The organism is Curtobacterium sp. MCPF17_051, from assembly GCF_003234595.1.
Lineage (GTDB): Bacteria > Actinomycetota > Actinomycetes > Actinomycetales > Microbacteriaceae > Curtobacterium > Curtobacterium flaccumfaciens.
The window spans coordinates 115259-131208 of record NZ_QKSE01000006.1 but is presented as its reverse complement, the minus strand read 5'-3'; the positions used below and the strand labels follow the sequence as shown (position 1 = coordinate 131208).

Genomic DNA, 15950 nt, shown 5'->3' with positions numbered 1-15950 from the left:
GCTTGCAACCGCGCAGTTCACCGGCAGGAAGTGACGGCTGGAGTCGGTCACTTCGTGGGCGGCTTGCGGGACGGCGTGAACGAATGAATGCGGCTCGGAGGCAACGGGCCTGTGCGAGGAGCTGCCAACGGGCTGTTGTCTGAAGCAGAAGGTCAGACGCACTCGACGCCGAGGCGCGTAGCAGGGTCGACGGAAAAGGGGCAGTGATTGGAACAAGAAGCTCGGGGTGCTGATGCTCTGCGGAGGAAACGAAAAAGGGGAAATATTCTCGTTTTCTTCGTTCTCGGTCTTGCGGTTTTCGTCACGATCGGCATCGTCGGTGGCGGGCAGCTGTTTGAAGCGTATGACAGATCGCACCAGATCGAGGAGACTTGCGAAGTTCAGAAGGCTGAGGCCTCATCAGGTGGCTCGACTTCCTCGAGGGGTGTCGGGACCCTATTCGATCAGGTTGAAGTCGACACGAAAGATTGTGGCCCCCTGGTGCTGCGACGCGGAGTGACTGAGCAGAACAAGCAGGAGATCGCGGACGAGTTGAGCTCCGCCGGACGTGTGCAATTCCGCATCGGGGCTGGGTCGTTCAAGTGGCGGGAAGTGCTCCACACCGTCCGGACACCGGTGATCGTGCAGTCCTACGTAGCTCACGAATAAGCTTGAACCGTGTCGGGGGGCTTTGGCGGCGATGCCGATGCGCGGACCACCTCGCTTGACGGACCCTCGGGAGTGGTGTCGTCCGAGTTCGACGCTGCTGGGCGATTGGGACGCTGTTCCGCGCGGAAGGGAAGGACGAAGCCCCCGAAGAAGGCGAGTCGAAGGGCCTGGACGGCCCTGGCCGTCTGGGCTTTTGGCGTCGTGGTGTCGCAAGTAGTGCTGCTGGTATGGCCATTTTGGTTGAGCACGTACGACGAAACGCACCGGAAGACCATTGGTCTCCACGCCCGCTGATGAGAACCACGGAACATCGGAGTTGTAGTTGACGAGATCGGCGCCTGATCGCACAGTGCAGAGAAGGCTTGCGCGTAGGAGGAGGGCCTTAGCTTCCATTGTCCTGGTGTTTGTTGTCCTGTTTCCATTGCTCGGCTTCTTCGTTGGGCCGATTACGTTGAAGGCGTACGACGCGGGGCACCGGGTTAGCCCGATCTGTACCGTCAGCTCGGCGCACAGCAGCGTTGATTCGTCTCGTTCGTTGAAGGGCGTTGGATCGTCGACATCTCAAGTTGTGTTTGAGACTTCAGATTGTGGGACGCTCGTGTTGCAGTGGGGTGTCACGCGTGACAACGAGGACAAAATCGCCCGAAGCGTGGACAAGCGAGGGCGTTACAGATTCGATGTGGGCGAAGGGTCCTTCAATATGCGAAATTCCTGAACATGATTCGTCAGGCCGTATATGTGAAGAGCTTTGAATCCGCTTGAATTCCGCTTCCTCCTTTTGGGGTCGGCTTCGCCAATCGGGCGATTCAGCTCTGCCTGCCCGGACCGCGCCTTCGCGATTGAGCGCGTTGCGCAGGGGTTGTGCGGAGGCGGGACGTTCGAGTTCTCGCTTGGCACATCTTCGCGGCGGTTCCGAGGTGCGCTCCAGGTGATGAATTGGTATCCGACGGCCTTTGAGTACAAGCAATGAATTGCAGCAGTTGAGGGCTGCTTCAAGCGGCGGAGACCAATCCCGAAGAATCAGGGCACTGGCGGAAGTGGCGGCGACGGGAGAAGGAGAGCGCAACCGTGCCGAATGCTGAGACTCGGCTTGGGACGGAGGTTGCCCGGCGGCGTGTCTTTCGGAACCGCGCCGTCGCCGTGCTCTTGCTCTTCCTCGTCGTTGTCGTCCCGATCTGGGCATTCTTCGTAGCGCCGATCGCTTTGGGTGCGTACGACGATTCTCATCTGATGTCAGTGACCTGAACGGTTGAATCAGCAAAAGCGGGGAGCGGGCTCGTTCCGGCTGCGTGCCGGGCTCAAGATCCTGAAGGTAGCGCCGGAGATCTACAGCTACACCGGAGTGCCCGCCTCGGAGGCGCCCCGGCGCGGACCGCGTGACAGCACAAACGACGAGTGAGCCGGAGCGGTGATGTTGAGACGAAGGAGAACACGTGTCCAGGTCGTCACGCTGTGCAACGAGGTAGCCGGATTCCTCGGTCGGATGGAGGCTCGTGAAGCGGAGGGCTTCTACCTCCGCCAGGCCGAGGCGCTTCGCGTGGAGGAAGCGCGGCTTGCTCGGCGGCGGATCTACCGAAGGATCTACTCCGCGTCGAACTCGGGGGCAGGGGGCATGGGCGACATGTTCGTGGTCACGCCTGACGGCGCGGGCGATGTCCCTGCGACCGAAGCGTTCCAGCGGTCACTCTCCGCGCTGCTGCGGGCGACGCGCACATTTCCGTGATGGACTCGTTGTTCCGGCGCTGAAGGGGCACGGGAGAACATGACATTGTCGGAATTGCTCAAGCGACTCGACGATCACGCCGTCGAGGACGCCGCGTCGGCTTTGCAGATAGCCGCCGTACGATCTGCTCTCGTCGCCGTGTCCGAGCAGCCGCCCGACCATTCGGGGTACCGCAGGGGGATACAGGGCGCAGCCCGCCTTGTTGCCGACACCTGGCCCTACGAGAGCGAGCTGGGGGCGCTGGTGCTGGCCTTTTCCGAAGCGGTGCGACGCGACATTGGCCCGTACCGCACGACGGACACCGGGGCTGCAGTCGAGTGATCCAGGACTGAACGACTCGCACCGTCAGCTCCGCGCACAGTCTTGCGGGCTCGTCTCACTCCGTGAAGGGCACCGGCTCGTCGACGTCGCAGGTCGTCTTCGAGACGTCCGACTGCGGGGCGCATGTGCTGTGTGGGGTGTGGATCGCGACAGGTCCGTCGGCCCAGTGCAGCAGCAGTACGCCGGTCAGCGCCCGAAGGCCCCGGCGAACTCACCCCACTGCGCGGGCGCCCGCTGCTCGAGCCACGCGCAGAGCTCGGGATAGGCGGCGTCGATCGATAGGACGCTGATCACGCCGCGTTGGCCGTTCACCTTGATGTCGAGGCCACCGAACCGGTTGGTGGTGGGCCGGATGCGCTTGATCGCCGCCGGATCGACGGTCCGCGCGGCACGGAACATCGGCGTCACGACCAGCTGCGAGTCGTACGCCTCGACGCGACGGCGCTTCTGCCCGACGCCGAGGTAGACGAACAGCAGACCGAACAGCACCATGCCGACGCCGGCGATGAGCATCCCGATCGCGTCGGGGTCGTCGAGCACGCTGAGCGTGACCAGGAAGAAGAACCCGCCCACGACGATGACGACGATCCCGATGATCCGGAGCAGCAGGTAGCTGAACCGGCGAGCCCGGACGGTGAAGAGCACGCCGTACGCCTCGTCTCCCACGACGGTGGACGGTGGCCGCTTCCGGTCGTTCTGACGAACGAGCGCGCTGACGGCGGCCGGGATGGTGATCATGGCAATGAGCGCGATGAACACCGGCGAAAGGTTGATGTTCACCGGTTCGCCCCCATTCCTGCGTTCGTGCGCCGTTCGAAGGGCGTGATGCCCTGGTCCCCCTGGATCATGCGTGCAGAGTATCAGCGCCCTGTGGACAGGCCCGAGCATCGTCGCGGATGCTCTATGTTGGATTTCAGTAGCGAGCTGTGGCCCGAACGGGGGTGGCTCCCGGGGCGGACCAGCCCGGACCTGACGCCGTTCAGCAACTAGCATCGATGTGCTCGACGATTCTCTTGGGGGGAAGACCGTGATGAACCAGCGTGCCGGGAACACCGGAGCACGACGGACCGGACGACGGATCGCGGGGACGGTCGCCGGCATGGGGATCGCAGCGCTGGTGCTCGCCGGCTGCACCTCCGACGACAAGCCTGTTGCCGACCCCTCGCGGGTCCTGCAGACCGTCGACACGCGCCTCGCCGCGGACGGCTCGATCACGTCGATCTCGGACACCGCGATCTCCGTCGCGGGCAAGGACTCCTCGTCGGCGACGACCGAGCACGACCCCGCGAAGGCGGCGAGTGACCTGCCACTGCGCATCACGACGCAGTACTCGACCAAGAAGAAGACCGGCACGGATCTGGCCGACCTCGACGGGTACTCGGGTCGGGTGTCGATCGACCTGACGATCGAGAACCTGACGGTCACGTCGAAGAACCTGACCTACGACGTCGCCGGCACGTCGCGGTCGACCCCGGCACTCGTGGGCGCGCCCTTCAGCATCGCTGCGTCGACCGTGCTGGCGGGGACCGCCGCCGACCGCGTCGTCACGGACTCCGCCGACTCCGGCTCGTCGACCGACGGTGTCGTGAGCACCAACGAGGACGGCGACGCGGTCGTCCAGTGGGGCCGGTTGCTCGCCCCGCCGACCTCCGGCGCGAGCAGCACGCTGCACCTCGTCGCCGACGTCGAGGACTTCACCGCGCCGACCATCGACGTCGCCGCGCAGCCCGGGCTGTCCACGGACCTGTCCTCCACGGGCGTCGTCAACGCCGCCTTCGGGTCCGACAGCGACTCCGAACTCGCGCTCCAGCGCCGCACGATCGACCTCATCTCCCAGGTGAACGAGGTGTTGGCGCGTGCCGGTGGCACCATCACCGAGGTCCGGTCGAACCTCGAGACGACGTCGGAGACCCTCGGCGTCAGCACAGCCGAGCGCCTCAAGGAGAGCAGCTCCTCCCTCGCCAGCACGATGCAGTCCCTCTCCGGACAGCTCGGCTCCCTGAACAGCGACCTCGGCACCACGGTCAAGGCCACGCAGTCGACGGTGTTGCAGCAGCTCCAGCAGACCACCACGAGCCTCGACAGCCTGCTCGGGGACACGTCCGCGACCGCGCCGGCAACGGTGCTCGACGGCAACGGGTGCGCGGCCACGCCGAAGACCCAGTCCACCGGAGGCAGTGTCTACGGCAACCTCCTGCGCGTCTCGGCGCAGCTCACCGGCTACGCCGATGCGAGCGAGGCGTGCAAGCAGCAGGTGAGCGGGCAGCTGGCGGGCGCCGTCGGCCCGGCGTCGCCGGACGAGACGACGTGCGCCCCTCAGGAGGCCCGTGGATCGTTGACCTGCGCGCTCTGGGATTCGTCGCGTGCGGTGAGCACCTCGCTGATCGGTCTGGTCAGCACCGGGCAGCAGCTCGCCGACCAGCTCGACCCCAAGCTCGCGGACATGGCGATCGAGCAGTCGGACGCCCTGCGCGCCAAGCTCGGCGAGATCGACACCGCCGTGCAGGCCCTCGGCGCCGACGGCACCGGTGAGGTCGCGCGCACCCTGCAGGCGTTGCAAGACCTCCGCGACCAGACCGCCGACGACCTCGGCCCCGTGCGCGACGCCGTCACGACGGTGAACCGGCAGGCAGTCGCAGCGCGCGGGCTGGTGGGCAACGCTGGCGACGGTCGGTTCAGCACCTCGATGCAGGCGCAGAACCTCGAGGTCGCCGACCAGCTCTGCGCCCTCGCGGCGACGGACCAGCTCGACGCCGAGCAGGCCGATGCGCTGCGCGGGTACCTGACCGCCACGCCGTGCCCCGGTGCCGAAGAGGGCACGACGTTGCAGCCGGGTGGGCGCTTCAGCACCCCGATGGACCAACGCCTCACGGACCAGGCGAAGCAGTGGGACGCGGTGGTCGCGGCGACCGATCTCCGCTCCGAGACCGGGATCGGTGCCGCGGTCACGACGCTGTCCGCCGACGTCGACGCGCTCGACGACGGCATCGCCGCGGTCCGCCGGGCAGTGAGCAACGACGGCGGTTCGGTCGAGGGAGCGGCACAGGAGCTCCAGGAACTCGTCGAGCAGGCAACGAAGTCGAGCGCTGTGGTCGGCACCCAGCTGACCGCGATCAGCACGCAGCAGACCCAGCTGCAGGACGCGGTCCGCAAGGCCTTCGCCGACGCATCGACGCAGTCCGAGAAGGACGTGCAGAAGATCATCGACCAGCAGGTGCGGCAGGTCAGCGAGACTGCGAAGAGCAGCCGTGATGCGGTCATCTCGGCCTTCGACAAGTCGATTGCCGGGCTCCGGTCCACCTCGGGCGAGGTCACGAAGGACTCGAAGGGCACGATCGACGAGCAGAAGGGCACGCTCGAGCAGGAAGGCTCCGAGCTGGCATCCGCCGTCGACCGTCAGACGGCCTCGAGTCTCGAGCAGATCGCTGCGAGCACGAGCGCCTCGACGCGCGACGTGCAGGGAGCCTCCACGCTGCTCACCGGCGACCTCAACCGGGTGATGCTCGACCTGGGCGACCGCAAGGTCAACGGATCCGGCATCCTCGGCGCGATGGCCACGAGCGCGGCGAAGTCCGACTCCGCCGACTACCAGCTCGCCCTGGCATCGCAGAACGCCGCGGGCTACGCGAACGTCCGCGCCGAGGACGTCGCCGGGATCCTGCTCCAGCAGGAGCAGTTCCGAGCCTCCCTCGACGCCGCGACGACGCTGCCCGCCTTCCAGCTCGAGGTGCCGGCCAGCGCGACCTCGACCACGCTGTACACCTTCCGGATCGGGGCGGACCGATGAGCGACCAGACGATCGACGAGTCCGATGGCACCGAGGCGGGCCGTCCGCGCAATCGCCGTCCGCTGGTCATCGCAGCCATCGCGGTGCTCCTGGTCGCCGCGGTGGTCGCCGCCGTCCTGACCTTCCGGGCGATCGGCAGCAGCACGCCGGCCGAGGCTGTCCCGGCCACGGTGCCGGTGAAGATCACCGTCAAGCACGTCCCCGACACCACGAAGATCGGCGTCGTCGTCACCCTGGGTGACGGTGAAGGCTCCGAGTGGAACGAGGCGGCGCAGGGTGCCCTGGTCGCCGAGCGACGACTGGCGCTCGGTGGGACCGACATCACCCTCGTCACGAAGAACGATGGCGGAACGTCCGCGGGGGCGAAGACCGCGGTGGAGTCCCTGGCGAAGAGCGGCGTCGCGGGCATCGTCGTCGCGTCGTCCGGCAAGCACGTCTCCGGAGCGCTGACGGCGGCGGCCGAGGAGCACATCCCGGTGGTGGCGCCCTACGCCTCGGCCGAGAAGGACTCGTGGTCGACCGCGCCGACGGCCGAGTCGATCGGCGCCGCGATGACGACGGCGCTCGGCGACGCTGAGTCGCCGCTCCTGGTGAACCTCGGCGGTGGTGCGCCCGCAGACCTCCGAGTGGCGCACGTCCTCGACGGCGACGACACCGCTGACACCGCAGAGCTCGCCGAGACCATCGCCTCGCGGACCGGTGGGACCGACGCAAACGACGACACTGACGAGGCCGCGGACGCCGATCCGAAGGCCGCGCCGGACTCCGACGCTGTCGTCGTCAGCGGGTCCGCGCAACGACAGGGCGCCCTGGTGGCGGCACTGCAGGCCGCTGACGTCACCGTGCCGGTCGTCCTCACCCCGGACGCGACGAGTCCCGCCTTCGGCACCGCACTCGTCGAGGCCGGGGGCAGCCTGAGCGGCTCCTTCCGCACCGTCGGGGTGGCCGCCGACGATGCACGGGCGCTCTCCTCGGACGCCGAAGGTCGGGCGATGTCCGCGTTCCTCGGTGGGGTCCGGGTGCTCGCCGACGATCCCGACGCCCAGAACCTGACGGGCGACCGGCCGTTCTCGGTGGTGGCCGGAGCAGCGGACTCCCGCAGCCACGATGCCGTCGTCGCCCTGGTCCGCGCGGTCGGCAAGGCCGGCAGCACGAAGCCCTCCGACGTGACCGATGCCCTCGCCGCGCTCGACCTCGACTCCGCGGCGGGCATCGCCGGTCCGGCGCTCGACTTCACGCGGCAGCAGGCGCTCGGTGCGTCCGCGACGGTGTTGGCGGCCTCGGCACAGCCACTCGGACTCCGACCCGACAACGCCGCCGCTGCTGGCTCCGAAGACGCATCCGGCGACGACGCGGCTCAGGCCACCTCGCTGGTGTGGTTCGAGGACTCCACCGCACGCTGACCCACCCACGCACAACCCCGAGAAGGACACCGCGAGCATGCGCCTGCTGATCGAGCTCGACGACCGACGTGAAGCGGTCGAGGTCGACGGGTGGTCCGGCGCGTCCTCGCTGGGGGAGCTCATCTCGGCGGCGATCGGCGTCGAACTCGATGCCGAGACGACCCTCGCGGTCGACGCTCACCGCACCAGTGCGGCGACCCCGCTGCGTGACCTCGTCCTGCTCGAGGGGTCCCGCATCGGCCGCGCACCGGAGGAGCGTCCGCAGACGATCGACGGGTGGAGCGTCACCCTCGCCGGGGGACTCGACGCGGGTCTCGTCGTACCGGTCCCACGCAGCCGGAAGCTCGTCGTGGGCCGGGCGCCGCAAGCCGATGTCGTGCTGCCCACCGAGAGCGCTTCGTGGGAGCACTGCACGATCGAGCGCGAAGACGACGGGGTCCGGGTGCGTGACGCCGGTTCGACGAACGGCACCGTGATCGCGGGTGAGCGCATCGATGCCGAGGGCGTCCTGCTCACCGGGACCACGAGCGTCATCGTGGGCGGCGCCGTGCTGCTGGTCCGGCCAGCGCTGGACGAGGTCCCCGTGCCGGCCGCGGGCTCCCTGGCCAACCTGACGCCCGCGGGGACCGCGCCGTTCAACCGCCCGCCCCGAGCCGGGCGGAACACCGAGACCGAGACCGTCGACCCGCCGGCCAAGCGCGAGGTCCCGCAGGCCTCGAAGTTCAGCTGGATCACCGTCGCAGCGCCTCTGGTCCTCGCCGGCGCGATGGTGCTCCTGCTCGGCGACGCCCGGTTCGCCCTGTTCGCGCTGCTGTCGCCGGTCACCGCGATCGGCATGTGGTTCGAGCAGAAGCACCGTCGGGCGAAGAACCTGAAGGAGGAGGACACCCGCTTCGCCGAGGCCGTGGAGTCCTTCCGGGGTGAGATCGCCGAGGCCGCAGCGGTCGAGGCGGCCCGTCGGCAGGAACTCGTCCCCGACCCGGCCACCGTCGTCCGCCGGGCCGAGCTCCCCACCACCCTGCTGTGGCAGCGACGCTCCGAGGACGCTGACTTCCTGAGCCTGCACGCCGGCACCGGTGACGCACCGTGGCGCCCCGAACTCGATCAGCGGGCGGCGTCGTCCAAGCTCGAGGACGAGGCGAAGGCCGCCGTCGCCGACAGTCGCCTCACCGCTGCGCCGGTCGTGGCGGACCTGTCCGACGCCGGCGTCGTCGGGATCGTCGGCGACCGCGAGGGCGCGCTCGCGCTGGCGCGCAGTCTGCTCACGCAGGCCACCGTGCACTGCGGGCCCGCCGATCTGACGGTGGGCATCTTCTGTGACGCCGGCCGCGCGGACGACTGGGGGTGGGCCTCCTGGCTGCCGCACGCGCGCGTGGCGGGGAGCAGCACCGGTGCCCGCTGGATGTCGGCGCAGCGCGACCAGAGCGCCGCGATGCTCCGGGGGCTGCGGGAGTCGCTCGACGAACTCCCGACCCCGAACCTGCTCGTCGTGGTCGACTCGGAAGTGCTCACCGAGGGCCGCGACGCACCCGCCCGGAACCTGCTCGGCGAAGGGCGCACCGTGCCCGGACAGTCGCTCCGTCCCGGCGAGCAGCCCCGACGGGTGAGCGGGATCGTCATCGCGACCAACGAGCAGCAGCTCCCCGCAGCCTGCACGACGATCATCACGGTCGGGGCCGACGCCGCAGCGACGGTCTACCGGCCGGAGGACCGGACCCGCGTCGAGGACGTCGTGCTCGCCGGCCTCAGCGCCGAGACCGCCGAACGGAGCGCCCGCAGCGTGGCGCACTTCGACGATCCCGAACTGCTGGTGCCGGGTGCGTCGTTGCCGTCGCTCGTCCGCCTGCCGGAGCTGCTCGCGGGTGACGACACGGTCGCGCGAACCCCGACGGGCACGAGCCCCGCCGATGCGATCCGCACGGCCTGGGACGCCCGCACCGGCTTCTCGACCCCGATCGGGTCGTCGGAGAGCGGCGTCCTCGAGATCGACCTCGTCCGCGACGGACCACACGGCCTGGTCGGTGGCACGACGGGTTCGGGCAAGAGCGAGTTCCTGCGGTCGCTCGTCGCCGGGCTCGCTGCGCGGAACGACCCGACGCGCCTGAACTTCCTGCTCGTCGACTTCAAGGGCGGGGCCGCGTTCGCCGCCTGCGAGCGGCTGCCGCACACCATCGGCACGATCAGCAACCTCGACGAGCAGCTCGCCGACCGGGCGATCCGTGCGCTCGAGGCCGAGCTCGAGCGGCGTCAGCGGGTGTTCGCCGCCGCCGGGGCGGACATCGACAACCTCGACGCCTACCTGGCGACGAAGCCGGACGAGCCGATGCCGCGCCTGCTCCTCGTCGTGGACGAGTTCGCGATGCTGGCGAAGGACTTCCCCGACGTCCTGACCTCGCTCGTCGCCGTCGCGGCGGTCGGGCGCACACTCGGCGTCCACATGATCCTGGCCACCCAGCGGCCGGCCGGCGTGGTGAGCGAGGACATCCTGGCGAACACCAACATGCGTGTCGCGCTGCGGGTGCAGAGCCGCGAGGACTCCACGAACGTGATCGGCGTCCCCGCGGCCGCCGGCATCGGTCGCCAGCAGACGGGTCGCGCCTACGTGAAGCTGGGGCAGGACGACATCACCCCGGTGCAGACAGCCCTCGTCACCGGCCGAGCCCGTGACGAACGCGCCGAACAGCCGGTGTCGGTCCGACCGACGGACGTCTTCGGCGTTCCCGCGCCGATGCCCGCCCCGGCTCCGACGGCGTCCGACGTGACCGACCTCGACCAGCTCATCGAGTCGATCGGGCAGGCGAACGCCGCCGCCGGCTACGCCCCGCCGCGCCCGATCTGGCCCGAGGCACTCGGCGACCGCGTCGAGCTGGGTGCGCTGGCGGCAGCCGACGCCGTTGACACGTCGCGGACGGTGCCCGTCGCCCTGGCGGACGACCCCGACCACCAGCGTCAGGTCACCACCGGATGGGACCTCGACGAGGGCAACCTCATGCTCATGGGCATCCCCGGCAGCGGGACGAGCACCGCGCTCGCCACCCTCGCCCTGCAGCTCGCCGCCGCGACGAGTCCGGAGGACCTGGACCTGCTGGTGCTCGACATGGGTCCCGGGGACCTCGCTCCGCTCGCCCGGCTGCCGCACACCACGGCCTACGTCGGCTCCGGAGTCGGCGCAGGGGAGTTGCAGGCGCGGTTCCTCCGCCACCTGCGCGTCGAGCTCGAGCGCCGTCGTGCCACTCCGGGCGGCCGCCGTGCCGTCGTGCTGATCGACGGTCTCGCGGCACTGCGCGACGAGTACCAGGACTTCGAGGGCCAGCAGCTGCTCGATGCCCTGTACCGCGTCTACGCCGAGGGGCCCGCGCTGGGCATCTCGTTCGCCGTGTCGACGACGCGGGCCAAGGCCGTGCCGTCTGCGATGGACGAAGTGACCACCCAGAAGTGGATGTTCCGCCTGGCGGACCCGTACGACTACGCCTCGATCGGCGTCCGCCCCAAGGACGTCCCGCCGCCGGTGCCGGGGCGCTTCATCGACTCGGTCCTGCGCCTGCAGTCGCACGTGGCGACACCCGACGTCCCGCTCGCGCAGGCGGTCGAGCGCCTCGCGGAACGCTGGTCCGGCACCGCTCCGAAGGCGAGTGCGGTCGGGCGGCTGCCCGACGCCGTCCTGGTCGACGAGCTCGGTGCCGGTGCGGTCTTCTCCAGCGAGCCGTGGCGGCTGCCGGTCGGGATCGCCGAGGACGACCTCGCTCCGGCCGCACTCGAGGTGTACGACGGCGAACACGTGCTCGTCGCGGGGCCGGCCCGCTCGGGCAAGTCGACCGTCCTGCTGGCGTTGGCGGCACTGGCACGCGCTGCAGAGGGCGTCCGCCCGGCCGTCTGGGCGATCTGTGATCGTCGGTCACCGCTCGCCTCGGGATCGTTCGACCGCATCGCCGTCGGATCCGACGAGGTCCCCGCACTGCTGGCCGGGCTGCGGCTCGAGCGCGGTCCGGTCCTCCTGCTCATCGACGACGCCGAACGCTTCGACGACGGCGACCAGGCGATCGCCACCCTGCTCGCGACGGAGCGTCCCGGTCTGTGCGTGGTCGCCGCCGGTCGGTCTGCCGACCTCCGGTCGCTCTACAGCCACTGGACCCGCGCCGTCCGCAAGTCGCGGTGCGGCGTGCTCCTGCAGCCGGACGTCGACTACGACGGCGAGCTGCTCGGCGTCACGCTCCCGCGCCGTGCACCGGTCGCGCTGACCGTGGGGCGCGGCTACGCGTCGTCCGGCGGAGCCGTCCGCCTGGTCCAGACCGCGTCCGCAGGCAGCTGACCCGACCGACTGACGGACTGGAGGCCCGTGGCGACGCCGCCACGGGCCTCCAGTCCGTCTGCTGGTCGCGCTCAGTCGTGCGATGGACGCGCGTGGCAGACGCGCTCAGTCGCGCGTCGTGATCCCGAAGGGCGAGCTCTCGAGGTTCGTGAAGTTCCCCACCGTCGCCCGGACGGTGCACGACGGGGCGACGGACAGCGCGGTGACCACGAGCCCGTCGGACGACACCGCCAGAGCCCCCGAGCAGCCGTCGGCGAACCGTACGCCTGACTCCCCGCCGGCCACGTCGACGAGCATCTGCGACGGGCGCCCGCTGCTCGGACTGCGGTAGAGCGGGTTGAGCTCGTCGGCACCGTTCGGCCAGACCGGCACCAGGGTCACCGGCAGTGCCGTCTGGCTGACCGTCCGGTCGGGCGTCCGGACCTCGACGCCCTGCAGCCGCTGGACGGGGTAGGCGGTCCCGCGCACGGCGTCGTCGGTCACGGCTGCGGTGGTCGCCTCGCCGACGCCGTCGAGCCAGGTCTGCAGCGCTGCACCGTCCTCGACGGCGAGTGGCACCGAGGCCTCGACGGTGACGTCTCCGCCGGCGGGCACCTCGACGCCGGACAGGCTCCACGCGCACGCGGTGTCCACACCGGTCAGTGACGGCTGGTTGCGCTTCGCGGTGATGCCCTCGCCGGACCAGGTGACCGCGGGGCAGGAGGCTCCCGAGCGGGCACCCGGCAGCACCTCGAGGAACGGTCCGCTGAGGGTGGCCGCCTGCGCCGCGTACGTGACGCGCAGGTCCACGGTGCCCTTCACCGGGTCGACGGTGGCGCGGCGTGTGGTCGCCAGCCCGGTGGGCAGCGGACGGTCCTGCTGGTAGGCGTTGGCGGCCTGTGCGGTCGCGGTACCGGTGCCCGGCGTCTTCCGGAGGGCTCCGGGCAACCACACGACGCCACCGACGACCAGTGCGGCGACGAGCACGACGCCGATGCCGCCGAACAGGAGCGCACGGTCGGTCAGCCACTCGGGGCGGGCGAACCGACGCGTCGGTTCGGGCTCGGCGGACGGCGCCGCGGGCAGCGGCTGCCGCGCCATCGGCCGGATGACGGTCTGCGACCCGGCGGGGCCGAGCTCCGGGGCCGGCCCGACGGCCGCGGCGTCGTCCCCGGTGGCGGTGGTCCGAGATTCCGTCGCGTTGTCGGGACGGACCCCACGGACGACGGTCGCCGGGCGCTCGACCTCGTCGAACGAGTCCGGGTCGCTGGAGGCGACCAGTGCGGGTGCCGACGCGAGGGACCGTGCGAGCCGACGGAGGGCCCCCGCCGCGTCCGCCGCCGACGGCCGGGCGTTCGGGTCCTTCGCGAGCAGAGCGGACACCGCGGCCCACAGGGCGTCGGGCACGTCGAGCGGGGGCGGGTTCGAGGTGACGTGGCGGTAGGCCACGGCGAAGTCCGTGCCCGGTCCGGCGAACGGTGTGCGACCGGACAGCAGCTCGTAGAGCATGACCCCGGCGCCGTAGACGTCGGCGGCCGGACCCGAGCGTCCGTGGCTGATCGACTCGGGCGCCATGTACTGCGGTGTGCCGAGGAGCCCGGTGGTCGTGCGTTCGCGTTCGGCGACGACCGACGCGATCCCGAAGTCGGTGACCCGGACGGCACCGGTGGCACCGGGGACCCACGCGGTCTGGAGCAGGACGTTGTCGGGCTTCACGTCACGGTGGGTGACGTCCTGCTCGTGCGCCGCGGTGAGTGCGTCGAGGGTCTCGGCGGTGATCGTCAGGGCGTCCCGCGGCAGGAGCGGGCCGTTCGACGCGAGCAGGTCGCGGGCAGACCCACCCGGCACCAGGTCCATGACGATCGCCAGCCGGTCGCCCTCGACGACCAGGTCGCGGACGCGCACGATGGACGGGTGCTGCAGGGCGAGGAGCACCGAGCGTTCGCGGACGAAGCGCTCGACGATCTGCGGGTCGGCGGCGAGTTCGGCACGCAGGAGCTTGGCCGCGAAGGCCTCGCCGGTCGCGGAGTGCTCGACCCGCCAGACCTCACCGGTGGCGCCGGTCCCGAGGAGCTCGACGAGCCGGTAGGACGCGCCGAGCGGTTCGCCCTGGCCGTACTGCCCTTGACGGTCCTGCGCCACGCGTTCCCCGATCCCCCCGATGGCCGGCCCCTCGCCGACCACGCAATGTTACCGGCCGGCGGGCTGCTCCGGCGCCGCGTACTGCACGTCGATCGCGTGCTGTGTGAACCCCGAGCGCCGGTACAGCGCGAGCGCCGGCTCGTTGTCCCCCTCGACGTACAGTGCGGCGGCGGTCAGGCCGCGGCCGCGCAGCCGAGCGGTGCCCGCACGCATGAGCACACCGCCGAGTCGCTGCCCCTGCAGGTCGGGCCGGACGGCGACGGCGTAGAACTCGCCGATGCCGTCCTCGACCTTGAGCCAGCACGAGCCCGCGAGCTGCCCGGAGGCGTCGCGGAGCAGCAGCAGGTCCTCACCGGAGAACCAGTCGTCGGCCTCGCGGGCGTGCAGGTCGTCGAGCGTCATCCGCCCCTGCTCGGGGTGGTGGGCGAAGGCGGCGGCGTTCAGCGCGAGCCAGTCGGTCTCGTCGTCGGTGCCGGGGCGGAACGCCGACAGCGAGTAGCCGTCGGGCAGCTCGACCTCGGCGGCGACGTCGACATCGGAGTCGGCGACGGGCGCCCGGAGCTGCAGCAGCGTGCGGACCGCACGCCAGCCGAACCGGTCGGCCAGCGCACGCGCTGCCGGGTGGTCCCCGTGCGCCCACGCGAGCCGGGGAGCGGCCCCGCCGCCCGGCGCGAGTGCCTGCGACACCAGGGCCGTGCCGATGCCCTGGCCACGGGCCTCCTGGGCGACGACGAGTTCCAGCTCGCCGTCACGGACCACCGCGACCCCGTGGTCAACGGTCAGGACGGTCGCGCGCCCCGCGCGGACGTCGACCAGGGTCTGGTCGGAGAACGGGGGAGCCTCACCGGGGGCGACGAAACTGCCGAGGTCGGGGAGCACTACTGCCCCATCAGGCGCTCGGCCTCGTCGTCGTAGACGTTGAAGCGGTACCCGACGTTGCGGACGGTGCCGATGAGCGACTCGAGGTCGCCGAGCTTGGCGCGCAGCCGTCGGACGTGCACGTCGACCGTGCGGGTGCCACCGAAGTAATCGTAGCCCCAGACCTCGCTGAGCAGCTGCTCGCGGGTGAAGACGCGTGACGGGTGGGTGGCGAAGAAGCGCAGGAGCTCGAACTCCTTGAACGTCAGGTCGAGCGGCCGGCCGCGCACCTTGGCGGAGTAGCTGGCCTCGTCGATGACGACACCGGACGCCTGGATCTTCGAGCTCGTCTGGCCCTTCGCCGCACGACCGGCCGACAGCCGGATGCGGGCGTCGATCTCGGCCGGGCCGGCGCTCTCGAGCACGACGTCGTCGACGTTCCAGTCGCTGTTCACCGCGGTCAGCCCGCCCTCGGTGACGACGAGCACGATCGGCGTGGTCGATCCCGACGAGGCGAGGATCTTGCACAGGGCCTTCGCGCTGACCAGGTCGGTGCGGGCGTCCACGAACATCAGGTCGCTCTGCGGGGCGTTGACCAGCTGTGCGGCCTCGGCCGGCACGTGGCGGATCCGGTGGCTCAGGAGGCCCAGGCTCGGCAGGACGTCTCCGGGCGCGGTCGAGGTGAGTACCAGGAGCTGTGCCACAGGACCTCCGGAGGTGGATGACGTCGTGGAGACATCCTAGTGATGCTCGCGAACCACCTATCCGGCCGGACGGATT

General features: G+C 70.4%; 9 protein-coding genes. 5 read left to right on the top strand and 4 right to left on the bottom strand.

Features of this window, described 5'->3' with window-relative positions:
- The first annotated feature begins 207 nt into the window (after positions 1-207).
- Together DEJ35_RS16995 and DEJ35_RS06360 are read left to right on the top strand one after the other, a co-directional pair.
- Complete coding sequence (locus DEJ35_RS16995; RefSeq protein ID WP_146244761.1) at positions 208-648, top strand: hypothetical protein; 441 nt, start codon at positions 208-210, stop codon at positions 646-648.
- 1762 nt (positions 649-2410) lie between these two features.
- On the top strand, positions 2411-2692 hold the full coding sequence (locus DEJ35_RS06360; protein WP_110861799.1) for a hypothetical protein: 282 nt from the start codon (positions 2411-2413) through the stop codon (positions 2690-2692).
- 186 nt (positions 2693-2878) lie between these two features.
- On the opposite strand, the gene DEJ35_RS06355 is transcribed toward DEJ35_RS06360, so the two are convergent.
- Positions 2879-3472 carry a hypothetical protein gene (locus tag DEJ35_RS06355; RefSeq protein WP_110861797.1) on the bottom strand — a complete coding sequence of 198 codons (594 nt, stop codon included), beginning with the start codon at positions 3470-3472 and terminating at the stop codon, positions 2879-2881.
- Positions 3473-3791: 319 nt separating this feature from the next.
- Here DEJ35_RS06355 and DEJ35_RS06350 point away from each other — a divergent pair, with 319 nt between their 5' ends.
- The 3 genes from DEJ35_RS06350 to DEJ35_RS06340 are packed head-to-tail and all read left to right on the top strand — an operon-like array spanning position 3792 to position 12191.
- Positions 3792-6479 carry a hypothetical protein gene (locus DEJ35_RS06350; RefSeq protein WP_146244760.1) on the top strand — a complete coding sequence of 896 codons (2688 nt, stop codon included), beginning with the start codon at positions 3792-3794 and terminating at the stop codon, positions 6477-6479.
- Positions 6476-7882, top strand: coding sequence for an ABC transporter substrate-binding protein (locus DEJ35_RS06345; RefSeq protein WP_111192296.1), 1407 nt, complete (start codon positions 6476-6478; stop codon positions 7880-7882). The genes DEJ35_RS06350 and DEJ35_RS06345 overlap by 4 nt, the downstream gene beginning before the upstream one ends.
- Before the next feature lie 37 nt (positions 7883-7919).
- Positions 7920-12191 carry an FtsK/SpoIIIE domain-containing protein gene (locus tag DEJ35_RS06340; protein WP_111192294.1) on the top strand — a complete coding sequence of 1424 codons (4272 nt, stop codon included), beginning with the start codon at positions 7920-7922 and terminating at the stop codon, positions 12189-12191.
- Between the two features lie 105 nt (positions 12192-12296).
- On the opposite strand, the gene DEJ35_RS06335 is transcribed toward DEJ35_RS06340, so the two are convergent.
- From DEJ35_RS06335 to DEJ35_RS06325, 3 genes are read right to left on the bottom strand one after another with little or no spacing between them, the layout of a single operon-like run.
- Entirely contained in the window at positions 12297-14312 is a 2016-nt protein-coding gene (locus DEJ35_RS06335; RefSeq protein ID WP_111192330.1) for a serine/threonine-protein kinase, read from the bottom strand.
- A gap of 48 nt (positions 14313-14360) precedes the next feature.
- Positions 14361-15191 (bottom strand): mycothiol synthase, encoded by an 831-nt coding sequence (gene mshD, locus DEJ35_RS06330; RefSeq protein WP_111192291.1) that lies wholly within the window; start codon positions 15189-15191, stop codon positions 14361-14363.
- Entirely contained in the window at positions 15191-15874 is a 684-nt protein-coding gene (locus DEJ35_RS06325; protein ID WP_017888078.1) for a response regulator transcription factor, read from the bottom strand. Before DEJ35_RS06325 ends, mshD begins: the two co-directional genes overlap by 1 nt.
- Positions 15875-15950: the final 76 nt, after the last annotated feature.